We start from the raw sequence: 22,478 nt of genomic DNA, 5'->3' as shown, positions 1-22,478 counted from the left end.
GACGCGACGCCGAAGCCGAAGCCGACGCCGATTACTGGTCTCGGATCCAGGTCTGCGTGCGACCAAGCAGCGAAATCCCGAGGTAGCCACGCACGTCGAGTTTCTTGCCGCCGTCGATCACGGTGATCTTGCAGCTGTACTCCATGCCGTTTTCCGGATCGAGGATCTTGCCGCCGTCATACACTTCGCCATCCTTGCGGATGCCGCGAATGATCTGCATGCCCAGCATCTTCTGTCCCTTGCGCGCGTCAGTGCAGGCCGTGCAGACACGCTCCGGATCGTCGTTTTCGCCAAGGCCCTTGGTGACGACGCCCACGTATTCACCGTCCTTTTCCGAGATCGTGACAAGCGCCTTCGGCTTGCCGGTATTGTCGTCGATGGTCTTCCATACGCCGACCGGCGACATGTCGTTGGCCGCGATTGCCGCCTTGGCAACGCCACCCAACAATGCCACTGCAACGAGCGCATGCGCACCCAGACGTCGCCACGACGTCGCGTTCGAAATTTGCTTCATGATTGTCATCCTCCCGGATACGGAATTGATTGTCGTAGGACTCACGATAGCCGTCATCACCGCACCGCTACTCGCGCGAGTCGCTTTGCAGATTACGCCAAAGGCGTAACGCCGTGCTGAGGAAGTCCTCTAGCCGAAATCGCCGCGCGCTCCGAGCACCCTCCCGCCGTCGACGATTACAACGGCGGCAAGGCAATCGCGGTCAGACGCCACTGCACGAGATTGCGTCGCGTCAGCGTGAACGTCACGATGCGCGTCGGACGGTCACTGCGCGACACATGGACAAGGAAATGATTGAAGTCCTGAAACTCGGTCCGCGTGGTGGTGCGCGGCGGTGTGCTGCCCGACGACGGCGACGCGTCACCTGAGCGCGCCTCGGGCGGGTTGGCGGCGTAGGGGTCGGCTGCGGCCGGCGGAGCCGCCGGCGGGGCACTGCCCTGCGCCTGCGGCACCGCATCGCGCGGCGCGGGTGCTCCAGGCGCCGGCGGCAATCCGGTACTGTCCCCCCGCAGCATGGCCGCCACCGCTTCCGGCGTGAGCAACGCCTCGACAACGCGATCCGACACCCACCCACCCAGCGCGAGGGCAAGGGCCCCGAAGGCGTTGCCGCGCTGCTTGTCCATCTGACGCGAGAGTTCGTCGTGAAGACTCGTTTTCAGGCTTTCGCGCACGGCCGGATAGTCGACGTACGACGACAGCGCCGTCGCATCGCGCGCATCGGCCGCGTCGCGCGCCCGCCACAAGGTGTAGTACGGCGTGCCGAAGAGCAGACCCAGCACGACAACCAGTGCCCCGAAGGACATCGCGATCGTTGACAGCTTACGCATGGAAAAACTCCGTCGATCAAACTGCGCATGGTAGTCGACGTATCGCAACGCTCGCCTGTCGGCTTACATTGCTTTACAAATCTTTACAGCAAGCGACGCCGCGCCCTTTTACTCTGGAAACGTGGCCGCAAACATATGTCACGCTCCGGCGCTCGCCCACCCGGCGGGGGCACGGTGCGCGCAAGGTACGCGGCAGTTCAACCGACAAGGAGGTGGCACCATGCGGCTCGCCCGACTTGTCCGGATGACGTGTTGCGTCATGCTGGCCGTCACCGCCCTGAGCGCAACGGCACAGCCGAGGTCGAACAGCCGGTTTTTCGAAAGTTGGTTCGCACAGGGCGCCGAGCGTCCCGACGGACGCGGCAACCCGCGCGGCGGCGCACGGCCTGGACCATCACGTCCGCCTCCTCAGGCCGTACGGCCGCAGGGCGACTTGCGCGGCGACATCTACAACCATCTGCGCGAACAGCGGCAAGCGCCCCCGCCACCGCCCGCCGCCGCCCCGCGTGGGCGCGATCATGGCGATCGCGGCGCGCGTTCACGCTGAGCCCAAACCCGCGAGCGGTCTACACGCGGCGCGCAACGCTCAGGTGAGCGACGTATCCACCACGCGACGCGGGGCTTCAAGATATTCCAGTGACTGCATCTCCACCAGACGCGATACCGTCCGAGCAAACTCGTTAGCGAGCGTGCCCTCCACGTACAACTCCTCGGGCGCCACTTCCGCCGATATCAGCAGCTTGACCTTGTGGTCGTAGAAGACGTCGACGAGCCATGTGAAGCGGCGCGCCTCCGAGGCCATGCGCGGCGTCATCTTCGGCACGTCCGACAGCACGACGGTGTGGAAGCGATTGGCCAGTTCGAGATAGTCGTTCTGCGAACGTGGGCCCCCGCACAACATATGGAAGTCGAACCACACCACGCCGCCCGCGCGACGCAGGGCCTTCAGCTCGCGCTGCTCGATGTGCAGCAGCGGGCTCTCGTCGGGAACGCCGGCGATCTCGGCAAACGCCGCACGCAGCGCGCGATTCGCCTCGTTGCCAAGCGGATAGTGATAGACCTGCACCTGCGCCAGCGTGCGGCGCCGATAGTCGATGCCGGCGTCGACATTGAGCACGTCGAGCTTCTCTTCGAGCAGCCGGATCGCGGGCAGCACGCGGTCACGATGCAAACCGTCCGGGTACAGCGTGTCGGGACGATAGTTCGACGTCATCACGAACTGCACCCCGTTCTTGAACAGCTCGGCAAGCAAGCGGTGAAGGATCATGGCGTCGGCCACATCGGAGACGTGGAATTCGTCGAAGCAGATCAGGCGATACCGTTTCGCGATGCGTTTGGCCAATTCGTCGAGCGGATCGGGCTGCCCCTTGAGCGCCTGCAACTGATGATGCACCTCACGCATGAACTCGTGGAAATGCAGACGCGTCTTGCGCTGCAGCGGCACCACCGAGTAGAAGCTGTCCATCAGGAAGCTCTTGCCACGGCCCACCCCACCCCACAGGTACACGCCCTTGGGCAGATCGGGATGCACGAGCCACTTCTTGAGGGTGCTCGAACGCCTGGCCTTGTATGCCGCCCATTCGTCGTAGCACTGTTGCAGACGCTCGACGGCGCGCTCCTGCGCCTCATCGGGCTCGTAGCCGCGCGCGGCCAGTTCCTGTTGATAGTATTCGCGAACGTTCATGCGGTGCGGCGACCGGCCGGGGGGCAGAGGAAATTGGGGAAAAAACAAAGGCGAGTTGCCTCGCCTTTGGTCGTACCTGTCAGCGTAAAGCGACTTACTTGTTCAGCGCGCGCTTCTCGACATCGAGGGCGGCTTCACGCATCACTTCCGACAGCGACGGGTGCGGATGGCAGATACGGCCGATGTCTTCCGACGCCGCCTTGAATTCCATCGCCACCACGGCTTCGGCGATCAGGTCCGAAGCGTTCAGGCCGATCACGTGCACGCCGAGGATCTCGTCGGTCTTGGCATCGGCCAGCACCTTCACGAAACCGTCCGACGAGCCCATGCCCAGCGCACGGCCGTTGGCCGCGAACGGGAACTGACCCGGTTTGAACTCACGGCCTTCGGCCTTCAATTGCTGCTCGGTCTTGCCGACCCAGGCGATTTCCGGGGAGGTGTAGATCACCCACGGAATGCAGTTGTAATCGATGTGCGGCTTCTGGCCCGCGATGACTTCCGCCACCAGCACGCCTTCGTCTTCGGCCTTGTGCGCGAGCATCGGGCCACGCACCACGTCGCCGATCGCGTACACGTTCGGCAGCTTGGTACGGCAGTGGTCGTCCACCGGAATGAAGCCGCGCTCGTCGGTCGCCAGACCGATGTTGCCCAGGCCCAGGTCATCGGTGTTCGGCACGCGGCCGACCGACACGATCAGACGATCGACGTCGAGCGTCTTGGCGTTGCCGTCCTTGTCCGTGTAGCTGATCGTGACGTTGTTCTTGCCGGTCTTGACCTCGCCGACCTTCACGCCAACGTTGATGTCCAGCCCCTGCTTCTTGAACTGCTTGGCCGCTTCCTTAGCAACGCCGGCATCGGCCGCCGCCAGGAATTCCGGCATGGCTTCGAGCACGGTGACTTCGGCACCCAGACGGCGCCATACCGAACCCAGTTCCAGACCAATCACGCCGGCGCCGATCACGCCCAGCTTCTTCGGCACGGTGTCGAACGAGAGCGCACCTTCGTTATCCGAGATGAGCTTGTTGTCGACCGGCATGCCCGGCAGATGACGCGCCTTCGAACCGGTAGCGATGATGATGTTCTTGGCCGTGACGGACTCGGCCTCGGCACCCTTCACATCGATCTGATAGCCGCCGTCGTTCTTGGCAATGATCGTGCCGTGACCCTTGAGCCACGTGATCTTGTTCTTCTTGAACAGATATTCGATACCGCCCGTCATCTTGTCGACGATACCCTGCTTGCGCGAGAGCATCTTCTCGATGTCGATCTTGACGTCCGACGTGGTGATACCGTGATCGGCCAGGTGATGACCGATCTTCTCGAACTCTTCCGACGAGGCGAGCAGCGCCTTCGACGGAATGCATCCGACGTTCAGGCAGGTCCCGCCGAGCACCATCTTGCCGGCCAGGTTGGTCCATTTCTCGACGCAAGCGACCGAGAAACCGAGTTGGGCGGCGCGGATGGCGGCAATATAACCACCGGGGCCGGCGCCGATTACGACTACATCAAATTCTTTTGCCATTTTGATTGTGACTCACTGAAGGTAGACGGCAGGGGGAGGCGCGGCGCGCCGGCCATGCGAAGATGGCCCGGCAGCGCCGCGCAATGCGCGCTATCGCTTACAGGTCGAGCAGCAGGCGCGCCGGATCTTCCAGCGCTTCCTTCATGGCGACGAGGCTCAGCACGGCTTCGCGACCGTCGATGATACGGTGGTCGTAGCTCATGGCCAGGTAGTTCATCGGGCGGATGACGATCTCGCCGTTCTCCACGACCGCGCGGTCCTTCGTGGCGTGCACGCCCAGAATGGCCGACTGCGGCGGGTTGATGATCGGGGTCGACAGCATCGAGCCGAACACGCCGCCGTTCGAGATCGAGAACGTACCGCCCGTCATTTCTTCGATCGACAGCTTGCCGTCGGCCGCCTTCTTGCCGTATTCGGCGATCTTCTTCTCGATGTCGGCCAGGCTGAGCTGGTCGGCATTGCGCAGAATCGGCACCACCAGGCCACGCGGCGAACCGACCGCGATACCGATGTCGAAGTAGCCGTGGTAGACGATGTCGTTACCGTCGATCGAGGCGTTCACGGCCGGGTACTTCTTGAGCGCGTGGACCGCGGCCTTGACGAAGAACGACATGAAGCCCAGCTTCACGCCGTGCTCCTTCTCGAACTTGTCCTTGTACTTGTTGCGCAGATCCATCACCGGCTTCATGTTGACCTCGTTGAACGTGGTCAGAATGGCGTTGGTCTGTTGCGATTGCAGCAGGCGCTCGGCGATACGGGCGCGCAGGCGCGACATCGGCACGCGCTGTTCCGGACGGCCTTCGAGCGACGTGTCGCGGCCCACCGAAGCGGCTACCGACGGCAGCGCGGCGCGTTGGGCCGGTGCCGGGATCGACGGTGCGGCGGCAGCCGGCTTGGCGCCAGCGGCCAGGGCGTCGCCCTTGGTCACGCGTCCGTCGCGGCCCGAGCCGGCCACGTCCGTGGTCGACAGGTTCTTTTCAGCCAGCACCTTGGCAGCGGCCGGGCTGGCGATGCCACCCGATGCGCCACCGGCGGCGGGCGCTGCGGCCGAAGCAACAGCGGCCGGCGCGGCGGCTTCTGCCGGCTTGGCAGCGACCGGTGCGGCGGCGCCTGCCTTGGCGTCCGTGTCGATCTTCGCGATGATTTGCTCGGACGTCACGGTGTCGCCGGCGGCGGCGCTCACTTCAACGAGCACGCCGGCGGCGGGCGCCGGCACTTCCAGCACGACCTTGTCGGTTTCGACTTCGATCACGGTTTCATCTTGGGCGATGGCTTCGCCGACTTTCTTCTTCCAGTCGAGCAGCGTGCCTTCGGAAACCGACTCGGAGAATTGGGGGACTTTGATTTCAACAATGGCCATTTCTGGATCCTGGATTCGATAAACGTTCAATTCGGAAATACGGCAGCGGCCGTCCCCAGGGGGAGGACGACCGCTGTAAAACCTAACCGGTTACTGCACCACGGTCGCGCCCTTGAGGCGACCGAAAGCCGTGTCGAGCAGCTGCTTGAGCTGTTCGTAGTGCTTGGCGTAGTAGCCCGCGGCAGGCGAGGCCGAAGCCGCGCGACCCGCGTAAGCCAGCTTCTGACCGGCGCTCATGCTTTCGATCAGGTGGTGTTCGATGTAGAACCACGGACCTTGATTTTGCGGCTCGTCCTGGGCCCACACCACTTCGGTAAGGTTTTCGTATTTCTTCAGTTCGTTCTCGAACGCCTTGTGCGGGAACGGATAGAGCTGTTCCACACGCACGATCGCGACGTCGGTCGACTTGTCTTCACGACGGCGAGCGATCAGGTCGTAGTACAGGCGGCCCGAGCAGGCCACGACGCGCTTGACCTTCTTGGCGTCGATCGAGGCATCGGTTTCGCCGATCACCGTCTGGAATCCGCCCTTGGCGAGTTCCGACAGGTCGCTCACGGCTTCCTTGTGGCGCAGCAGCGACTTCGGCGTGAACACGATCAGCGGCTTGCGCAGCTGGCGGATCATCTGACGACGCAGCAGGTGGAAGATCTGTGCCGGCGTGGTCGGCTGGACCACTTGCATGTTCGTGTCGGCGCACAGTTGCAGGTAGCGTTCGATACGCGCCGACGAGTGCTCCGGACCCTGGCCTTCGTAGCCATGCGGCAGCAGCATCGTCAGGCCCGACACGCGGCCCCACTTCACTTCGCCGCTCGAGATGAACTGGTCGATCACGACCTGCGCACCGTTGGCGAAGTCGCCGAACTGGCCTTCCCACAGCACCATCGTGTTCGGCTCGGCCGTCGAGTAACCGTACTCAAAGCCCAGCACGGCTTCTTCGGAGAGCACCGAGTCGATCACCGTGAAGGTGGCCTGACCGTCGGCCACGTGTTGCAGCGGCACGTAGGTGCCGTCGTTCCAACGCTCGCGGTTCTGGTCATGCAGCACCGAGTGGCGGTGCGTGAACGTGCCGCGGCCCGAATCCTGACCGGTCAGGCGCACAGCGAAGCCCGACGAGACCAGCGAGGCGAAGGCCAGATGCTCGCCCATGCCCCAGTCGAGCGGCTGCTCGCCCGCGCCCATCTTGCGACGGTCGTTGATGACCTTCTCGACGAGCGGGTGAACCTTGAAGTTCGCCGGGATCGTGGTGATGCGCTCGGCCAGACGCTTGAGTTCGTTCAGCGGCACGGCCGTATCGCCGGCATCGGTCCACTTCTTGTTCAGGAACGGCACCCAGTCGACCGCGTACTTGCTCTTGTAGTTCGAGAGCACCGGATCGACGGTGTGGTGGCCGTCGTCCATGGCCTTGCGGTAGGCCGCGACGAAGGCATTGCCTTCTTCGGCCGTAATCACGCCTTGCGTGACGAGCTTCTCGACGTACAGCGCGCGCGTACCCGGGTGTTGGGCAATCTTCTTGTACATCAGCGGCTGCGTGACCGCCGGCGTGTCCTGCTCGTTGTGGCCCAGCTTGCGGTAGCAAACGATGTCCACGACGGCGTCTTTCTTGAACTCCTGGCGGAAATCCAGGGCCAGTTGCATGGCCAGCACGACCGCTTCCGGATCGTCGCCATTCACGTGCAGCACCGGCGCTTCGATCATCTTGACCACGTCCGAGCAGTACGTCGTCGAACGGGCATCACGCGGATCCGACGTGGTGAAACCGATCTGGTTGTTGATGACGATGTGCACCGTGCCGTGCGTGCCGTAACCGCGCGTCTGCGCGAGGTTCAGCGTTTCCATCACAACGCCCTGCCCCGCGAATGCGGCGTCACCGTGAACTTGCACCGGCAGCACGCTGGCCGCGTCGGCTTCGCCACGACGGTCCATACGCGCCTTGGCCGAGCCTTCGACCACCGGGTTCACGATTTCCAGGTGCGACGGGTTGAACGCCAGCGACAAGTGGACCGGGCCACCGCCCGTCGAAACGTCGCTCGAGAAGCCCTTGTGGTATTTCACGTCACCGGCCGGCAGATCGTCGACGTGCTTGCCTTCGAATTCGGCGAACAGGTCCGCCGGCATTTTGCCCAAGGTGTTGACCAGCACGTTCAGACGACCGCGGTGGGCCATGCCGATCACGATTTCCTGCACGCCCTTGGCACCGGCGTGGTGGACGAGTTCGTCCATCGCCACGATGAACGATTCGCCGCCTTCGAGCGAGAAGCGCTTCTGGCCGACGAACTTGGTATGCAGGTAACGCTCGAGGCCTTCAGCGGCGGTCAGGCGTTCGAGAATGTGCTTCTTCTTTTCAGCGGTGAAGTTGGGCGTGGCACGCACCTTCTCCAGACGCTCTTGCCACCAGCGCTTTTGCACCGGGTCGCTGATGTACATGTACTCGGCGCCGATCGAGCCGCAGTACGTGTCGCGCAGCGACTTGAGCAGGTCGCGCAGGCTGGCCTGTTCGAAACCGAAGTACGTGTTCTCGGCCGAGTACACGCTGTCCATGTCCGATTCGGTCAGGTCGTAGAACGCGGGTTCCAGTTCCGGAATGGCCGGGCGCTCCTGACGCTTGAGCGGGTCCAGGTTGGCCCAGCGGGCACCCAGGAAGCGGTAGGCGGCGACGAGCGACTGCACGTGCACCTGCTTGCGGGCCACGGCCAGGTCGGAGGCGCCGGCGTGCGGCACGAAGGCATTGGCCTTGGCGCGCTGGGCGAACGACTCCACGATCGGGGCATGAGCCACGTCGTTGGCGTTGGAACCATCAACAGCGGGAACGTTTTGCAGCGCGTCGAAATACTGGCGCCAGTTGTCCGGCACGGAAGCCGGATTGTCTAGATACGATTCGTACAGTTCTTCAACGTAGGGGGCATTGCCGCCGAAGAGGTACGAGTTCGTTTGGAATTGTTCCATCAAACTCATTTTGCGCTCACCTTTTCTACGAGTGTCTCGAGAAATAGCGGGTTACGAAACCTTCCGCGACACGGCCTGACCGATTAGCGGATTGCGAGAATCAAGTGGTGCTTGGAAGGACCTGATAAATCACGGCGAGGAGCATAGCACGTTTTCCCAGCGCCCACCGACCCGGAAACCCGTCGCACGGGCACTTGCGGCGTAACCGCAGCATGCGTCGCTGGTTCGCGCTGCGCCAGCCCGCTTGCGCCTTATGTCCATATGTGAATTAGATATATAAAAATTAAATTTTATTATTTTAATTTCTAAGAGCCAGCCGATATCGTGTTGAGTATCCCCTTGCCGGTCTGTCTGGGGGCGCTCGACGGGTATGCCCCGCCAAGGCGTCCGTCCAGGTCCGGCCCCTGGAGTCATGAACGACATGCAAGAGACGACACCGCTTTCCGCTCAGCAAGCCCAGATGCTCAGCCAACTGGTCGACGGCCTTTCCGGCGAGCAGCTCGCCTGGGTGCGAGGGTTTCTCGCGGGCATCAATCACTCTGTGCGACACGCCGGTACGCCGGCGACGGTCGCGGCAACGGCCGGGCCTGCCGCCCCGTCGGTGACGATTCTGTATGGCTCGCAGACCGGGCACGCCCAGGAAGTCGCCGAGCTTGCCAAGGCGCGCGCCGTCGCCGCAGGCTTCAAGGTCGATCTGTTCGCGATGGGGGATTACAAGGCCTCGCGCCTGAAGAACGACAAGTTGCTGCTCGTTGCCGTGTCGACACAAGGCGAAGGCGAGCCGCCCGACGACGCGCGCGACTTCTACGATTTCCTGCACGGCGCGAAGGCGCCCCAACTCGAAGGCACCCGCTTCGCGGTCCTCGGCCTGGGCGATTCGAGCTATGAGAAGTTCTGCCAGGCCGGCAAGGACTTCGACGCACGGCTGTCAGCGCTGGGTGCGCAACGACTCGTGCCCCGCGTCGACAGCGACGTCGACTACGACGCGCCGGCCGAGCGCTGGATCGAAGAGGCCGTCGAAGCGCTGTCGCGGGTGGCCGCCCCAGTTGCCGCGGGCAAGAGCGCCGGCGTGACGGAAGGTTTCAGCCTCGCCGCGCTCGCGAGCGGTATCGCACCGGCCACCGCATCGAGCCAATACAGCCGCAAGCACCCGTTCGACGCCGCCGTGATCGAGAACGTCACGCTTTCCGGGCGCGGTTCGTCCAAGGAAGTCCATCACGTCGAACTCTCGCTGGAAGGCTCGGGACTCACGTACGAGCCGGGCGACGCGCTGGGCGTGGTCGCGCAGAACGACGCGGCGCTCGTCGACACGCTGATCGACACGCTGGCCCTCGACCCGCAGGCCACCACGACGACGCAGGACAGCTCGCTGTCGCTGCGCGACGCCTTCCTGCGCGCCTACGACATCACAACGCTCTCGCGCGCGTTCCTCGAAAAATACGCGGCGCTGGCGGAATCCGGCGAACTGAAGGCGCTGCTCGGCGCGGGCAACGAAACGGCACTGCGCGACTATCTCCGTGGCCGCGACGTGATCGACGTCGTGCGCCAGTTCCCGGCCCGCAAGGTGAAGGCGGCCGAGTTCGTCGGCACGCTGCGCACGCTTCAGCCGCGTCTGTACTCGATTGCGTCGAGTCTGGCCGCCAATCCGGGCGCGGTGCACATCACCGTGGGCGCGGTTCGCTACGACAGCCACGGCCGCGCGCGACGCGGCGTGGCATCGACTTACCTCGCCGACATCGCCCGCGAAGGACAGACGGTGCCGGTCTATATCGAAGCGAACCGTAACTTCAAGCTGCCGCAGGATAGCCATGCACCGGTCATCATGATCGGCCCCGGGACCGGCATTGCCCCATTCCGCGCATTCGTCGAGGAACGTCAGGCGCTCGACGCCCCCGGCAAGAACTGGCTCTTCTTCGGCGACCGGAACTTCCGCACCGACTTCCTTTATCAGCGAGAATGGCAACGCTATGTGAAGGACGGTGCGCTCACGAAAATCGACGTCGCGTTTTCGCGCGACACGCAAGACAAGGTCTACGTACAGCACCGCATGCGCGAACAAGGCAAGGAACTGTATGCCTGGTTGCAGGAAGGTGCACACCTGTACGTATGCGGCGATGCCGACGCAATGGCGCGCGACGTGAACACCGCGCTCATCGACATCGTGGCGCAACATGGGGGACTGACGCCGGACGCCGCCGCCGAGTACGTGAAGACGTTGCAGCGCGAAAAGCGTTATCAGCGCGATGTGTACTGATCGCGGATGCCGCGGATTCTGACCGCGTTTCGCCGTCTACCCCGACAAAACCCGCGCGGCACCCCGCGCTGACCGATAGAGCCGAGCACATGACGCAACCCACGCAAGCCGGCGACGCCTCGACGGCGCCGCGCTCCGAAGTCGAGAAGATCAAGGACGCCAGCCACTACCTGCGCGGCACCATCGCCGAAGGTCTGGCCGACCCGCTCACCGGCGCGATCTTCGAGAAGGACGCCCAATTGCTGAAGTTTCACGGCTCCTACATGCAGGATGACCGTGACCTGCGCAGCGAACGGCAAAAGCAGAAACTCGAACCGGCCTACCAGTTCATGATCCGGCTGCGCATGCCGGGCGGCGTGTGCACGCCCGAGCAATGGCTCAAGCTCGACGATCTCGCCCAGAAGTACGGCGGCAACACCATTCGCCTGACCACGCGGCAGACGGTGCAGTATCACAACGTGCTCAAGCACCAGTTGCGCCCCCTCATCAAGGGCATCGATGAAGTCGCGATGACGAGCATTGCCGCATGCGGCGACGTCAATCGCAACACGCTCGTTTCGAACAATCCGCACCATTCGCCCGCCCATGCCGAGGCGCTCGACTGGTGCCTGAAGATCGATCGGCACTTGTTGCCGCAGACCACGGCGTATCGCGAGATCTGGCTGGGCGACAAGCGTCTGGGCGCGGGCAAGGAGGATCATGAGCCGATCTACGGCAAGCACTATTTGCCGCGCAAGTTCAAGATCGCCATCGCGATTCCGCCGAACAACGACGTCGATCTCTACGCCAACGACCTGGGCTTTATCGCCATCGTGGGCGACGACGGCAAGCTCGAAGGCTTCAACGTGACGGTCGGTGGCGGCATGGGCATGACTCACGGCGACGCCGCAACCTACCCGCGCACGGCGACCGTCATCGGCTATACGCCGGCCGATCGCATCGTCGACGTCGCCGAGAAGGTGCTGCTCGTGCAACGCGACTTCGGCGACCGCGGCAATCGCAAGCATGCGCGTCTGAAATACACCCTCGACGACCGTGGCGTGGCGTGGTTCAAGGAAACCCTCAACCGATATCTCGGTTGGAATCTGGCGCCCGAGCGCGCGTTCGCGTTCACGACCAACGGCGATCAGTATGGCTGGCTCAAGGGCGCGGACGATCTTTGGCATCTCACACTCTTCATCCAGAACGGTCGCGTGAAGGATTGGGACGACTACCGCCTGATGACCGGGCTGCGCGAAATCGCGAAGGTGCATCAGGGCGATTACCGCATCACGGGCAACCAGAATCTGATCATTGGCCGCGTGAGCGAAGCCGATAAACCGCAGATCGACGCCCTCGTAAAGGAATACGGCCTGCTTGACGGCAAGCACCAGAGTGCGCTGCGCATCAACTCGATGGCCTGCGTCGGCTTCCCGACGTGTGGTCTGGCGCTGGCCGAGAGCGAACGCGCCCTGCCCGGCCTGGTCACGCGACTCGAGAAAGTGCTCGACGATGCGGGGCTTGCGGGCGAACCGATCACCATTCGCACGACCGGCTGCCCGAACGGCTGCGCCCGTCCGTACATCGCCGAGATCGGCCTGGTCGGCAAATCGGCCGGCAAGTACAACCTGTACCTCGGCGCGGGTTTCCACGGGCAGCGTTTGAACAAGCTTTACAAGGAATCGCTCAACGAAGATCAGATCGTGGCCGAACTCACGCCGCTCTTCGCGCAATACGCGAAGACGCGCGATGCCGGTGAGAAATTCGGTGATTTCCTCGTGCGTCGGGGTGTGGTCAAGGCCGTCGTCGAAGCGCGCGAGGACTTCCACGGCTGAGCGCCGTCATCGCAGCCCCGTTGCAGGCACTCGCCGGCCTTGTCGCCGGCACCAACGAAAACGCCACGGTCTCCCGTGGCGTTTTTTCATGATCGCGCTTGAGCGATCCTCGTCAGACGACCCAACGTCAGTCGTTGCTGCCCGAATACGGCACCATGCAGCGCCTGACCGTCTTTTCGTAGTCGCGCGGCAGGTGGCTGCCTGGAATTTCGAAGTATTGCAAACGTGCACCGAAGCCGCCTTGCATGACGTCGACGTACGGGTTGTAGACCGCTTTGCCGTCGGCGCCCTGCCCGCGATAGACACGCACGCGGTCGGCCCCCTGACGGGCGTACGACGTCGATTCGACGTTCGGCGACAGCTCGCTCCAGCCGTGATAGATACAGTTGAGCACCATGAAGCGATCAGCCCCCGTCCCCTGATCGAGCAGTCGTCCTGCGGCCGGATCAGGCACGCTCATCTGGTTGACCGGGCCACACCCTGCCACTCCCCCGGCCAGCACGGCCACCGCTGCCATCAGCGCCACTCGCTTCATACTTCGCCACCCTCAACTGAGCAAAAGATGGGCAATGTTACCCGGTTCGGCCCACGGCCGCCACGAACACACCCCTTCCATGCCCACGCCGCGCCGCTATCGCCCTGATTGGCGGTGACCGGCCACACCGCTCAGGCCGCCAGGGAAAGGGGCGATGATTCCACGGCATGCAAGGCTGGACGTCTTGCCGCGCCGCTCGCCTGACTTTCGTCGCCCAGTCGGAATCGCGCCATTTCCTCGCGAAGCGTATGCGTCTGATCTTCCAGCGACGCCGCCGCCGCCGCCGCTTGCTCCACCAGCGCGGCATTCTGCTGCGTGACGGCATCCATTTGCGTGACCGCCCGGTTCACCTGCTCGATGCCGCTGCTCTGCTCGTCGGACGCCGCCGAGATCTCCCCCATGATGTCCGTCACGCGCTGCACGGCTTGCAGGATGTCGTTCATCGTGCGCCCGGCTTCGGCCACCAGCGTCGAACCATCGGCCACCTTCTGCGCCGACGTCTCGATGAGTGCCTTGATCTCCCGTGCGGCCGTGGCACTGCGCTGTGCCAGCGTGCGCACCTCGCCCGCCACCACGGCGAAACCGCGGCCCTGCTCGCCGGCACGGGCCGCTTCCACGGCAGCGTTGAGCGCGAGAATGTTGGTCTGGAACGCAATCCCGTCGATCACGCCGATGATGTCCACCACTTGCGACGAACTCGTCGAGATGCCCTGCATCGTGTCGACCACCCGCGCCACCACCTGGCCGCCGCGCGATGCGATATCCGACGCATTGACCGCCAGTTGGCTCGCCTGACGTGCGTTGTCGGCGTTCTGCTTGACCGTGGCCGTCAGTTGCTCCATCGACGAGGCCGTCTCCTCCAGCGAGGCGGCCTGCTCTTCGGTGCGCGCCGACAGGTCGGTATTGCCCGCCGAGATTTCGGCCGTGGCGGTTGCCATCGCATCGCAACTGCGGCGCACGCCGCGAATCGTGTCCGCGAGACGCGACTGCATCGCCTCGAGACCGCGCATGAGCGTCGACATTTCGTCCTTGCCGCGCGCGTGCACCGGATTGTCGAGTTGTCCTGCCGAAATGTGCTCGAAATGCGCCAGCGCTTCGCCAAGCGGGCGCATGATCGCGCCGCGCAGCGAGAAGTAGCAGGCGATGGCCATGAGCACGCCCAGCGCCGTTGCGCCGATGCTCAGCCAGCGGAATGCCTCCAGCTCCGCCATCGACGATTCGTACGTGTCGTGCCCGAGCTTCAGCTTGTACGCGGCCAGCGCGTCGCTGGCCTTCGTAAGCTCGGCGTAACGCTTGGGCAGCACGTTCATCGTGATCTCGTCCATGGCCGTGCGATCGCGCGCGTCGATGGCGGTGAGCATCGGATTCATGCCCTGCTCGAAGAAGGTGGCGCGCCGGGCGGCGACCTCGTCGGCCATCCGCTGTTCCTCGGGGCCGCGCGGCAGCGCCTGGTAGGCGGCCCATGCCGTATTCGCGTCCTTGATCATGCCGCGTGCGCGTTTGGCAATCTTGTCGCCATCCGGCGATTCCGGATGCAGCACTACGCGATCGAGAATGGCGCGGGTGCGCGCAAGCGTGGCGTTGTCTTTGCCGAGCGCCACCGTGGCGGCGAGGTGGTTGGCGTACGTCTCGCGAAGCGCGTTGCCCGTGCGCGTCATGCCCGCAATGCCGAGCGCGCCCAACAGAATCAGTAACGCCGCCAACAGCGCCATCGTGATGCCGAGGCGCGCCTTAATGGAAAAGCTACGCAACATACTGTCGTCTCCGTCTTGTGTCGTGGGTTCGGGTCCCTGTACGGCCTCTGTCGGGCCGGTATTATTTATGTCATCGGCGTGGCAAGCACCCGACTTGAGCGTCCTGCGGGTATACGAGCCTCTTTCCGAGCCTTTCGCGCGCCAAGCCGATGACGTGGGAACCGGGCATGATCCTATTACATTTTTTATATATTCATTCGATATATTCGAATCATGATCGAAGGACTCGAAAAGCTTTTGGCGGCCGGCAAAGACAATGCGCTGTTGCGTTTCGGGCTCGGCAAGGCCTATCTCGATGCGCAGAACTTCCCGGTCGCTGCCGATCACCTGACCCACTGCGTGGCGTTCGATCCGGCCTATACGGCCGCGTGGAAGCTGTTGGGGAAAGCGCGACACGGCGCGGGCGATCGCGAGGGTGCGCGCGACGCGTGGACGCGTGGCATCGCCGCCGCGCAGGCGCACGGGGACCGTCAGGCGGAAAAGGAAATGACGGTCTTTCTCAAACGGTTGGGTTGACGTTGTATCGCCCGCCCGATGTCACACATCGGGCGAGTCCCCGGTTAGCGTGGTATGGTGCGGCCTGGCGGGTGAGCGGTGCGCTGGATGCGCCGGCCCCGCACAGGATCGCCGAAGCGCACCGTGGTGTCGTTGGCGAGTGGGTGAGCGCCCGAAACGCGCGTGTTCGCGCCGGGCGTGGCATACTGCTCCGATTTCGCCGCGCGGCGGGGATCCACGCAGCGCTAGGCCGGCTGGCCTGTTCCCATCCTGCAATTTTCGTTGGGTATGTCCTTGAAGCATTGTTTGCCGCCTCGTGCGCCGTCTCATTCGGCGCCTCCCAAGTCCCCCGTCGTAACGTCCCAGGCGTCGTCCGCACTCTGCGCCTCGCAGCTCGCCCCAGGTCGTCAACGCGGTTTCGGTACCCTCGCCGCCATCTTTGCCACGTTGGTAGGCTTGGCGGTCGTGGGCGCGCTGCTCGTCGGCTATGCGCTGATCGTCATGCGCCCGAACCTGCCGCCGCTGGACGTCATCACCGATTACCGGCCCAAGGTACCGCTGCGGGTCTATACGGCCGATAACGTGCTGATCGGTGAGTTTGGCGAAGAGCGCCGCAGTCTGGTCACTATCGATCAGATTCCGGACGTCATGAAGAAGGCCGTGCTCGCGATCGAGGACTATCGGTTCTACGATCACGGCGGCGTCGACTTCATCGGCATTCTGCGTGCCGGTGTTTCAGACGTGCTGCACGGCGGAGCCGCGCAGGGCGCCAGTACGATCACGATGCAGGTCGCACGCAACTTCTTCCTCTCGCGCGAGAAGACGGCCACGCGCAAGATCTATGAAATGCTGCTGGCGTACAAGATCGAGTCGGCGTTGTCCAAGGACAAGATTCTCGAGTTGTACATGAACCAGATCTATCTGGGTCAACGCGCCTATGGCTTCGCGAGCGCTGCACGCATCTACTTCGGCAAGGATCTGAAGGACATCACGCTCGGCGAGGCCGCCATGCTGGCCGGCCTGCCCAAGGCGCCTTCGGCCTACAACCCGATCGTCAATCCGAAACGCGCGAAGATTCGTCAGGAATACATTCTCAAGCGCATGCTCGATCTGGGCTACATTTCGCGCAGTCAGTACGAAGACGCCCTGCATGAGCCGATCCGCACGCGCACGTCCGGCAACGAGTACAACGTGCATGCCGAGTACGTCGCCGAAATGGTGCGGCAGGCCGTGTACGACGAATACAAGGAAGACACCTACACCCGCGGCCTGACCGTCATCACGACACTCGACTCGAAGAAACAGCAGGCCGCGTACGAAGCCGTGCGCATGGGCGTGCTCGACTACGAGCGCCGTCATGCGTATCGGGGCCCCGAGGGCTTCGTTGAGTTGCCCGCCGCGATGCCCGATCGTCAGCAGGCGATCGAAGACACACTGCTCGAACATCCCGACAACGGCGATCTGGTCGCAGCCGTGGTGGTGGCCGCCAGCACGTCTCAGGTCACGGCCGTGCCGCTCTCGGGCGACCCCGTGGTCGTCAACGGCGACGGCATCGGCTTTGCCGCGTCGGCGCTCTCGGCGAAGGCCAGCGAAAAGATCCGCATCCGTCCGGGCGCGATCATCCGTGTGATGAAAGATGCACGCGGCAAGTGGCGCATCGCACAGTTGCCGGAAGTGCAAGGCTCGCTCGTCTCGCTCTCGCCGGACGACGGCGCCATCCGCGCGCTGGTGGGCGGCTTCGACTTCAATCAGAGCAAGTTCAACCGGGCAACGCAGGCATGGCGTCAGCCGGGCTCGACGTTCAAGCCGGTGGTGTACTCGGCAGCCATCGAGAAAGGCGTGAGCCCGGCGACGATGGTGATGGACGGCCCGCTCAACCTGCCCCCCGCGCAGACCGGCGGCCAGGCGTGGGATCCGCATGACGACGACGCTTTCAGCGGCCCGATGACGGTGCGCGAAGGGCTGCAGCGCTCGAAGAACCTCGTGGCGATTCGTCTGCTGCAGTTTGCCGGCACGCAATACACGCAGGATTACGCCACGCGCTTCGGTTTCGACGCCGACAAGGTGCCGCCGTATCTGCCGATGGCGCTGGGCGCCGGGCAGACCACGCCGCTGCAACTGGCTGGCGCCTACGCGGTGTTCGCGAACGGCGGCTATCGCGTCGCCCCGTACCTGATCAGCGAGATTCGCGACGCCCGCGGCAACTTGCTCAACAAGGCCACGCCGGTGGTCGCCGGGGTGAACGCCGCCCGCGCGATTTCGGCGCCGAACGCTTACATCATGAACAGCCTGCTGCAATCGGTGGCGCAACGCGGCACCGGCGCGGGCACGAACGTGCTCAAGCGCACCGACCTGGCCGGCAAGACCGGCACGACCAACGATGCCCTCGACGGCTGGTTCGCCGGTTACCAGCATTCGCTCGTTGCCGTGGCATGGCTCGGCTTTGACCAACCCAAGACGCTCGGTAGCCGCGAATTCGGCGCGCAACTGGCGTTGCCGGTGTGGACCAAGTACATGGGCGTGGCGCTCAACGGCGTGCCTGAGCAACAAATGGCGATGCCCGAAGGAGTCAGCGTCGTGAACGGCGAGCTGTATGAGTCCAGCAAATTGCCGGGTAACGGGTTTGTCGCGAGCATCGGGATCGACGACAGCAGCAGCGGATTCTCGTTGCCGTTCTTCGGGAGCAATTCGCCCTCGCCTGCCGCCCCGCCGCCCGCCGAGGGTCAGCCCCCGTCGCCGGGCGGTGTCGACGCCCGCGAGAAAGCGCGCATCCTCGACATGTTCAAGCACCCATGACGCTTGGCCCGATGTCAGCCCGCGCAAGCGGCTGACGTGAGCCCGCACCGCCACACAATACGCGGCCACCCAACGGGTGGCCGTTTTTCACTGTCGAGCCACTTTCCGGCCTCAAGCGCAAGAACGTACAAGCGGGCGGCCCGGCATAGCGGCTATGCTCACGCCTTTCCCGTATTCTTCTTCAACCTTTTACCTTCAGGAAAGCGCCTCCATGCTGGCTCCGACCCGTGCGGCTAGTTTTGCCGCAGGTGCCCGTGACACCCTGCCGATGATCGTCGGCGCGGCCCCGTTCGGCTTGATCTTCGGTGCGCTGGTGGCCACCACGCCGCTGGCGACATGGCACGGACAGCTCATGTCGCTCACCGTTTTCGCCGGATCCAGTCAGTTCATCGCCGCCGGCCTTTTCGCGACGGGCGTGGGCTATCTCGTGCTGTGGGCAACGACGTTGATCGTGAATCTGCGACACATGCTGTACGCGGCCAACCTGTTGCCGCATGTGGGGCATTTGAATTTGCGGTGGCGCGCCCTGCTGGGATTCCTGCTGACGGACGAGACGTTCGCGGTGACCAGTAGTCATTTCCATCGCCACCCCGACGATCCGATGGGCCACTGGTACTTCCTGGGCTCAGGTCTGTCGATGTACATGAATTGGCAAGTGTGGACGCTTGCCGGATTGCTGTTCGGCGCCGCGTTTCCGCGACTGCAAACGCTGGGCCTCGACTTCGCGATGGTCGCCACGTTCATCGCGATCATCGTGCCGCAGATGGCCCGCATGCCGTGGGCCGTCGCGACGATCGTCGCCGGGGTGGCCGCGTACCTGTGTCACGGTTTGCCGTACAAGCTCGGCTTGCTCGTGGCCGTGGCGCTCGGCATTGCGTCCGGCATGATCGCGCTGCATGCAAAGCGTCGCGGGGGTGCGCAATGAATTATGTCGTGGCGATTGGCGGCATGGCCGCCGTCACGTTTGCCGTCAAGGCGGGGATCTTCCTGCTGGGCGACCGCGTGCGGTTTCCCGCGTGGCTGCGCGAGGCGTTGTCGTTCGTCCCTGTGACGGTACTCACGGCAATCATTGTGCCGATGACGCTCGCGCCGCATGGTAGCGGTCTCGAGCTGACGTGGCGTAATCCGCAACTCGTCGCAGCCCTCGTGGCCATCGCCGTCTGTGCCGCGACGCGTCACCAGTTGCTCACCATCGGCGCCGGGCTGGCCATCTTTTTTACGTGGCAGCTAGGGGTATTGGGCTGACCAGGCACCGCTCGTGTCATTCGCATCGTCCATGAAAAAAGCGCCTCGCATGAGGCGCTTTTTTGTGTACCCGCGCACTGTCCGTCAGGCGGTGGCAGCCCCTAGCGTGCCTGCCAGGTAATCGGCGACGAATGCATCGAAGTCGCCGACCTGCGTGCGTTCCAGTTCGGCTTGGGCATCGAGCGACTTCCGGGCCAGTGTTTCGAAGTGCTCGACAACGCGCGCATCGAGCGGCATGTCGCGCAGCGTCTGCGCATGACGCTGGCTCTGCGCGAGCGCGAACGCCTGGAACGCGCCGCCCGACGTACCGCGCAGTGGTTCGAGCGCGGCCATCACACGCGCGGACGGCGTGAGCGACACATCCTGCACCTTGGCACGTTGCAGCGCCATCGTATGGGCGTAATGCGCTCCGCCACGCTGCAGGTCGAAGGCGGCCGCCGTCCGGTCGATGCGATCGAGCAATGTCTCGGCCCAATCGAACAGCGTGATCGCTTCGCCACCGCGATGCAGCACGAGGCCCGGCTTGCGGCCCTCCTTGACCACGTGAGCGAAGTTGTCGCGATTCTCGCGGTTCTCGGCGTCCGAACACGATGGGCTGTCGTCGAGCGCGCAGAACAGCAGGAAGGCGTCGATGAAGCGGGCCGTGTCGACGTCGATACCGACCGGCTGGAAGGGATCGATGTCGATACAACGCACTTCCACGTATTGCACGCCGCGACGCGCGAGGGCCTGCACCGGGCGCTCGCCGCTATACGTCACCCGCTTGGGTCGGATCGTGGCGTAGAACTCGTTCTCGATTTGCAGGAGATTCGTCGAGAGCTGAATCCATTCGCCATCGCGTTGGGTGCCGAGTGCCTCGTAGGCGGGATGCGGCTGGCTGACGGCTTGCGTGAGCGCGTCGATATAGCTGGGCAGGCAGTCGTAACAGGGCGAGACTTCGGACTGCGCGCTGTTCTGGTAGCCCAGATCGCTCATGCGCAAGCTGGTTGCATAGGGCAGACCGAGCGTGCCTTCGTCGAAAGCGTCGAGGCCGTGCTCGCGTCCGCGCAGGAATTCGGCGTGCAGCACCGGCGACGCACCGAACAGGTACATCAGCAGCCAGCTATAGCGACGGAAATTGCGAATGAGCGCGACATAGCGCGCCGACTGATAATCGCGTGCGGACTGCGTTGCGCCTTCGTGCTCGCGCAACAATGTCCACAACGGTTCGGCCAGCGAAAAATTGTAGTGAATGCCTGCGATGCACTGCATCGGCTTGCCATAGCGCAGCGCGAGGCCGCGGCGATAGACATGCTTGAGCTTGCCGATGTGCGACGTGCCGTAGTCGGCGATCGGGATCACCGCTTCCGGCGGCAGCGCGGGCGGCATCGAATCGCTCCATAGCAATTCCGTGCCGAGCTTGCGGTAGGCGAACTGATGAATTTCGTCCAGGCGGGCGATGACGTCGGCCGCATCGCGCTGCGGCGGCGTGATGAACTCGAGCAGCGATTCCGAATAATCGGTGGTGATCTCTTCGTTGGTCAGTGCCGAGCCGAGCGCGCGTGGATGGGGCGTCAGCGCGAGCGCGCCGTTGTCTTCGACGCGCAGGGTTTCCCGTTCGATGCCCGACAGACCTTCGCCGAGCAGCGCGAGGTGATCGGGCTGCATGATGAGCGCCAGACGCCGGTCAAGCGGCGCGTGGGCGGCATGCGGCCCGGTGTGTGCAGTGTGTTCGTGTTGACGATTCTGTTTTTCCAACTTCCATCCCTCTGGACTGGCGCGATGCTTTGGCACGGCGTGAATTTGGCCTGAGCATAACTGAAAACGCCAAAGCGCGCCGGACGCCACCTCGGCCCGACATCGCAGCCTCAGCGCCTGCCTGAGCCCGCCTGCGCGAATGCCGCATTGGCGTTCCAGCATGGCACATCGATACTGACGCCATGATGAATACTCAACACCTCACCGACCTCATCCCCCTACTCTTCCTGGGGCTTGCCACCTTTGTGCTCGCTGGCTTCGTCAAAGGCGTGATCGGGCTGGGCCTGCCCACGGTGGCCGTGGGGCTGCTCGGATTGGCGATGCCGACGGCGCAGGCCGCAGCGCTCCTCATCGTGCCGTCGCTCGTGACGAATGTGTGGCAATTGCTGGCGGGGCCGCGCTTTGCCGCGCTAGCCGGGCGTCTGTGGCCGATGCTGGTCGGCATCTGCGTCGGCACATGGGCGGGTGGCGGATGGCTGGCCAACGGCGGCAACGTTGCGGGCATGGCGTTGGGCATCGCGCTTCTCGCTTATGCGGCATTGGGGCTGGCGGCGGTGCGGCTGCTCGTGCCCAAGCGTTGGTCCGCCGCGCGCGTGAGCGCTCTCGGCGCGGGCATGGGTGTGGTGACCGGCCTGGTCACGGCGGCGACCGGGGTGTTCGTCATTCCCGCGGTGCCGTTCCTCCAGGCGCTTGATCTAGAGCGCGACGACCTCGTGCAGGCGCTCGGCCTGTCGTTCACCGTGTCGACGGTGGCGCTTGCCGCCGGGCTGGCGCGCGACGGCATCTTCCACGGCCATGCGATGGGCGTGTCGCTGCTGGCGGTGGCGCCCGCGCTGGGCGGGATGTACTTCGGGCAGTGGGTGCGAGGGCGCGTCAGTGCGCCCGTCTTCCGCCGGTGCTTTTTCGTGGGTCTAGCCATGCTCGGTGCCGAACTGGTGATTCAGCACCTGCGCTAAGCGCAACGGTCGGCGCGGCCCTCGCGGGGGCGCGCTGGTCGG

16 protein-coding genes and 1 pseudogene are annotated in these 22,478 nt (G+C 64.1%); 7 read left to right on the top strand and 10 right to left on the bottom strand.

From position 1 onward, the window contains the following. Nucleotides 1-31: 31 nt before the first annotated feature. From PCE31107_RS08875 to PCE31107_RS08850, 6 genes are all read right to left on the bottom strand, one after another. Nucleotides 32-514, bottom strand: coding sequence for a DUF2147 domain-containing protein (locus PCE31107_RS08875; protein WP_130026228.1), 483 nt, complete (start codon nt 512-514; stop codon nt 32-34). A 176-nt stretch (nt 515-690) separates the two neighbouring features. After that, nucleotides 691-1,341, bottom strand: a complete 651-nt coding sequence (locus PCE31107_RS08870) for a DUF2939 domain-containing protein (RefSeq protein ID WP_150607820.1) — start codon at nt 1,339-1,341, stop codon at nt 691-693. Nucleotides 1,342-1,927: 586 nt separating this feature from the next. Next, entirely contained in the window at nt 1,928-3,025 is a 1,098-nt protein-coding gene (gene zapE / locus PCE31107_RS08865) for a cell division protein ZapE (RefSeq protein WP_130026231.1), read from the bottom strand. Nucleotides 3,026-3,119: 94 nt separating this feature from the next. Further along, nucleotides 3,120-4,547, bottom strand: coding sequence for a dihydrolipoyl dehydrogenase (gene lpdA / locus PCE31107_RS08860; RefSeq protein WP_150607818.1), 1,428 nt, complete (start codon nt 4,545-4,547; stop codon nt 3,120-3,122). Between the two features lie 97 nt (nt 4,548-4,644). Next, entirely contained in the window at nt 4,645-5,907 is a 1,263-nt protein-coding gene (odhB, locus tag PCE31107_RS08855; protein WP_130026232.1) for a 2-oxoglutarate dehydrogenase complex dihydrolipoyllysine-residue succinyltransferase, read from the bottom strand. Nucleotides 5,908-5,997: 90 nt separating this feature from the next. Beyond that, nucleotides 5,998-8,859 carry a 2-oxoglutarate dehydrogenase E1 component gene (locus PCE31107_RS08850; protein WP_150607816.1) on the bottom strand — a complete coding sequence of 954 codons (2,862 nt, stop codon included), beginning with the start codon at nt 8,857-8,859 and terminating at the stop codon, nt 5,998-6,000. A gap of 403 nt (nt 8,860-9,262) precedes the next feature. On the opposite strand from PCE31107_RS08850, the gene PCE31107_RS08845 reads away from it, so the two are divergent. Both PCE31107_RS08845 and PCE31107_RS08840 read left to right on the top strand, forming a co-directional pair. Continuing rightward, on the top strand, nt 9,263-11,104 hold the full coding sequence (locus PCE31107_RS08845) for an assimilatory sulfite reductase (NADPH) flavoprotein subunit (RefSeq protein WP_150607814.1): 1,842 nt from the start codon (nt 9,263-9,265) through the stop codon (nt 11,102-11,104). Between the two features lie 89 nt (nt 11,105-11,193). Next, nucleotides 11,194-12,918: an NADPH-dependent assimilatory sulfite reductase hemoprotein subunit gene (locus tag PCE31107_RS08840; protein WP_150607812.1), complete on the top strand. Its 1,725-nt coding sequence runs from the start codon at nt 11,194-11,196 to the stop codon at nt 12,916-12,918. 127 nt (nt 12,919-13,045) lie between these two features. On the opposite strand, the gene PCE31107_RS08835 is transcribed toward PCE31107_RS08840, so the two are convergent. The 3 genes and pseudogenes from PCE31107_RS08835 to PCE31107_RS23905 form a co-directional block, all read right to left on the bottom strand. Then, on the bottom strand, nt 13,046-13,453 hold the full coding sequence (locus PCE31107_RS08835) for a hypothetical protein (protein WP_130026236.1): 408 nt from the start codon (nt 13,451-13,453) through the stop codon (nt 13,046-13,048). Between the two features lie 131 nt (nt 13,454-13,584). Further along, nucleotides 13,585-14,604 (bottom strand): methyl-accepting chemotaxis protein, encoded by a 1,020-nt coding sequence (locus tag PCE31107_RS23910; RefSeq protein WP_425494721.1) that lies wholly within the window; start codon nt 14,602-14,604, stop codon nt 13,585-13,587. Between the two features lie 69 nt (nt 14,605-14,673). Then, nucleotides 14,674-15,207: pseudogene (locus tag PCE31107_RS23905) on the bottom strand (Tar ligand binding domain-containing protein); the annotation flags it as partial. A 213-nt stretch (nt 15,208-15,420) separates the two neighbouring features. On the opposite strand from PCE31107_RS23905, the gene PCE31107_RS08825 reads away from it, so the two are divergent. The 4 genes from PCE31107_RS08825 (at nt 15,421) to PCE31107_RS08810 (ending at nt 19,743) form a co-directional block, all read left to right on the top strand. Continuing rightward, on the top strand, nt 15,421-15,723 hold the full coding sequence (locus tag PCE31107_RS08825; RefSeq protein WP_130026238.1) for a hypothetical protein: 303 nt from the start codon (nt 15,421-15,423) through the stop codon (nt 15,721-15,723). 267 nt (nt 15,724-15,990) lie between these two features. Then, entirely contained in the window at nt 15,991-18,498 is a 2,508-nt protein-coding gene (locus PCE31107_RS08820; protein WP_246181768.1) for a penicillin-binding protein 1A, read from the top strand. A gap of 211 nt (nt 18,499-18,709) precedes the next feature. After that, the gene (locus PCE31107_RS08815) at nt 18,710-19,423 is read left to right on the top strand and encodes an AzlC family ABC transporter permease (protein ID WP_150607807.1); all 714 of its coding nucleotides are present in this window, start codon (nt 18,710-18,712) and stop codon (nt 19,421-19,423) included. Next, nucleotides 19,420-19,743, top strand: a complete 324-nt coding sequence (locus tag PCE31107_RS08810; RefSeq protein WP_150607805.1) for an AzlD domain-containing protein — start codon at nt 19,420-19,422, stop codon at nt 19,741-19,743. Before PCE31107_RS08815 ends, PCE31107_RS08810 begins: the two co-directional genes overlap by 4 nt. Before the next feature lie 84 nt (nt 19,744-19,827). Here the strand turns inward: PCE31107_RS08810 and gshA are convergent, their stop codons facing one another. After that, nucleotides 19,828-21,402, bottom strand: coding sequence for a glutamate--cysteine ligase (gene gshA, locus PCE31107_RS08805; RefSeq protein WP_281352574.1), 1,575 nt, complete (start codon nt 21,400-21,402; stop codon nt 19,828-19,830). 260 nt (nt 21,403-21,662) lie between these two features. Between gshA and PCE31107_RS08800 the strand changes: the two genes are divergently transcribed. Continuing rightward, a complete protein-coding gene (locus tag PCE31107_RS08800) occupies nt 21,663-22,436 on the top strand; it encodes a sulfite exporter TauE/SafE family protein (RefSeq protein ID WP_150607801.1) in 774 nt (257 codons plus the stop codon). Nucleotides 22,437-22,478: the final 42 nt, after the last annotated feature.

The sequence above is a fragment of the Pandoraea cepalis genome (assembly GCF_902459625.1).
Lineage (GTDB): Bacteria > Pseudomonadota > Gammaproteobacteria > Burkholderiales > Burkholderiaceae > Pandoraea > Pandoraea cepalis.
The sequence above is the reverse complement of the archived record's forward strand: the minus strand, read 5'-3'. Positions and strand labels throughout refer to the sequence as shown.